Here is a 4011-nt window from a genome sequence, read left to right as displayed (position 1 = left end):
GATAATAAACGTTTGCCAGCTTCAACCTATTACTATGTTTTAGAATTTAATGAAGGAGAAAGTAAAACAGGTTGGGTTTACGTTTCTTATTAATTTTGATCTTCTTCAATATACATTTTTCTGACTTTTTTGAATAATTCAGATGAATAAAAATTAAGAAATACGCAACCTTTTTTAACACAAAGCATCTAAGAAAAACAAATCATATTTTTAAATATTGTATTTAATATTTAATCTTTTGTAAATTTGAAATATTAAAGAAACAATTTTTTAATAATAATGTTTTTAAATTTTTGATTGAATTGAAAAAGAAAATAAAATTTTTATGGTTGTTATTTTTCTTTTGCTTCAATGCTTTTGCATTAGATTTGCAAGTCACTGTAACAAATGAAACGTGTGCAGGCACAGCTGATGGTTCACTTACTTTTATAATTACTAATGAAACAGTTGGTATTCCTGTTTTTTATAGTGTTTACTTATTGCCTAATACTACTTCACCAATTGTTACAACCTCTTCTAATTCTTATGGAGGACTTGTAGCTGCTAACTACTTGGTTATTGCATCACAAACAGTTGGTGGTTCAACAACTACAGCACAACAAACTGTCACGATATCGAATCAAATACCACCTCCAACTTTTACTGTTTCAGAAGTAAAAGTAAAATGTGGAAATGATGGACAAATTACAGTTAATGTAACTTCTGGAAATGTGGTTTCTTATCAATTATTTTCTGGTCCTGTAACCACTGGGTTGCAAACTTCAAATGTTTTTTCAAATTTACCAATTGGTCAATATCTGATTAGAGTTTTTGATTCATGTGGACAAGCCTTTACTCAAACTCATGTATTAACAAGTTTAACACCTTCTTTGGTCATTGGACCACCTATTATAAATAATTCAAGTAATACATCTTGTAATAATTTACTCGTTTTTCATAATACTTCTTTTTTGCCAAACACTCAAATTTTTACTCCATTAACATATCAGGTTACAGCTTTTCCACCTTCAGGAGGAAGCCCCGTTATAACTACACAAACATCAATGCCTTTAGTAATACCTTCAATCAATGGTGTTGGATATAATTATAATTTATTAATAACAGATGCATGTGGAAATACCTATGTTAGAAATAATAATAATGTTTCAGCATTGTTGAATTTTACTCAAGTAATTACATTAGATGGTTGTAATAATTATACTGTTGAATTTAATGTTCAAAATTTTATAACGTCATACACTGTTAATTTTATTTCAGCTCCAGCAGGTTTTAATCCAACTTTAGCAAATCCTAATCATCCTGGACCATTTACAAGTAATAGCGTGGTTTATGGTAGTTCTTCTTATTATATGCCATTAGGAAGTTATACTGTTGAAATCACTGACTTGTGTGGAAAAGTAAGAACGAAAACGTTTTTGATTCAAAATATTCCCTCTGTGCCTACTTCTGTTACTACTACTTCTACTTGTAACACTGAAGGTAATTTGTCTATTGGTTTAAGCAACCCTTATAGACAATTAGCAACAGTTATATTAACAACGGCTCCATCCACTTATCCCAACTCTTTACCGCAGGATTTGTCAAGTTTAATAGTCAATGGAGTTTTTTATTTACAAAATGTTCCTTTGGGGTATTATCATTTTACTTTAACTGATGTTTGTGGAAATTCTTACACATATATAGTTTCACTAGCTGGTAGTCCAGAAGCACCAATTATAGAACAACAACCTGGCTGTAATATAGGTGATGGATCCGTCCGAATTTATTTTCCGAATATTTCAATTATATCTATAGAAATTCAAGATGCTCCCAACACATTTGGTTTTGTTTTGCCTTATGATGTTAGTTTTAATGTAAGTCAGTCGGGTTTTTCAATGAACTCATTGCCAGAAGGGAACTATAAATTTAAAATTATTGACAGTTGTGGATTAAATAGAATAGTTGATATAACAATAATTGGTTTTCATATTACTAGTTCAACATATGTAATAACTGAGAACTGTGGTTCCTTTAATTTACAATTGAACCATAGTAGTAATGCTAATTTTTCAACTTATCATCTGCAAAAATTTGATGAAGTAAATAATGTTTGGGAACATCCTTCAACTGGCTTAGATTACATTCCTGGAACACCACTTGATATTTCTAATTCTGTTCCAGTATATAATAATATTAATAATATTAATCTAGCTTATTCAGGTTTGTTTAGAATTGTCAAAGAATTTTATAATTATTCAAATGGTTCATTTGGTGCAAATAGATGTATACTTTCATTGCATGAATTTGAATTTCAAGGTGGTCCAAAAATTATTGATGCTTATGCATTTCCATGTGATAATAATACACAAGAAGTTGTTATAATTGCAACAGGTTTAGCTCCATTACAGTATAGTATAATAGAAAAGGATGGGTTACCTTTTTTTATTAACAATGGTGCCTCAAATATTTTTTCCGGTTTGACAGCAGGAGTTTACAAGTTTAAGGTAGAAGATAGCTGTGCAACAGAAAGAGTTAGGTCTTTTAATGTTTCTTTATTAGAGGAACCAGAAATTATAGCATCAAGTTTTTGCGATGGAACAAACGGTCAATTAGAAATTCAAGATTTTCCATTTGTTACTTATGAGTGGTATAACACTCTAAATCCAACTGTCATATTAAGCACTTCAAATACTTTGCAGTTTTCTCCTTTTAATAGTGCAAATGATGCAGGAACTTATGCTGTTCAGTTGTCTACAACAAATGCTAATAGTTGCATTAATGAAATTATAGAATATACAATTAATCCAAACGGTCTAAGTCCTAATGCTGGAAATGATAATGTTACTTTTTTCTGTAAAGAAGATCAATTTATAAATCTAAACTCACTTCTTTCTAACCCTCATGATACTAATGGCATTTGGACAAATTCAGATGGTGATACACTGAACCCAATTATTAATCCTATTGATTTTAGTACTGGAAATTATACTTTTACATATACAGTTAATGGATTTTGTGCTGTTTCAGACGAAGCAACAATTACAATTACAATCAAAGATTTACCAGCTTCTCCAGTTTTATCGGCTCCAAGTCCAATTTGTGTGGGTGATGATGTCCTGCTTGAAGCTAGTTTGATTACTAACGCTACTTATTTTTGGACAGGACCAAGTGGTTTTACTTCAACAGATCAAAATCCATTGATTACAAGTTTTGATAGTACAAACGATGGAACTTATTTTGTTTATGTAACTGTAGATGGTTGTAATTCTGCAACAGAACAAATGGTTGTAAACAGTAATCCTATTCCAGATTTTTCTATTGATGGAACAACTTCAATTTGTATTGGACAAAATGAAACATTGACAATCACTCCAACAAATTTTAATGTAAATTCAGCTACTATAGAATGGTATTATGAAAACAGTTTGCTTTCAAATACAGCTTCAACGTTACAGATTTCAGAAACAGGAAATTATAGTGTGATTATTAATAATAATGGATGTGCCAATCAAAAAGATATTGAAATTATTGAAAAAATAAATTCATTTGATGTGGTTTTAGAACAAGGTTGTAATGGTAAAAACTATGAAATAAACATTGTAAATTCAAGCGACTTTTCTAATGCAACTTATTCCTGGACAGGACCAAATGGTTTTGTTAGCTTTACGCAAAATATAGTAGTTCCAAATTTAGAGATAGGAACATATAATGTTGAGGTCACAGATGCTCTAGGCTGTAAATCAAGTTCATTTGCAGTTGTTGAAAACACAAATTGTTTTATTCCTAATGGTTTTTCACCAGATGATGATGGAATAAATGATTATTTTGATTTAACAGGATATAATGTGAAGAAAATTTACGTTTATAACAGATACGGACGATTAGTTTATGATAAAGATAATTATATAAACGAATGGAAAGGTCAAACCAATGATAATAAACGTTTGCCAGCTTCAACCTATTACTATGTTTTAGAATTTAATGAAGGAGAAAGTAAAACAGGTTGGGTTTACGTTTCTTATTAATTTTGAT

Annotated in this window: 1 protein-coding gene; it reads left to right on the top strand. The window is 30.1% G+C overall.

The genetic code is table 11. From position 1 onward, the window contains the following. Positions 1-302: 302 nt before the first annotated feature. A complete protein-coding gene (locus ACFO3U_RS07600) occupies positions 303-4004 on the top strand; it encodes a gliding motility-associated C-terminal domain-containing protein (protein ID WP_379740092.1) in 3702 nt (1233 codons plus the stop codon). Positions 4005-4011: the final 7 nt, after the last annotated feature.

It is taken from the genome of Flavobacterium ponti, assembly GCF_042652765.1.
Taxonomy (GTDB): Bacteria; Bacteroidota; Bacteroidia; order Flavobacteriales; family Flavobacteriaceae; genus Flavobacterium; species Flavobacterium ponti.
This window is presented reverse-complemented; position numbering and strand designations above follow the sequence as displayed.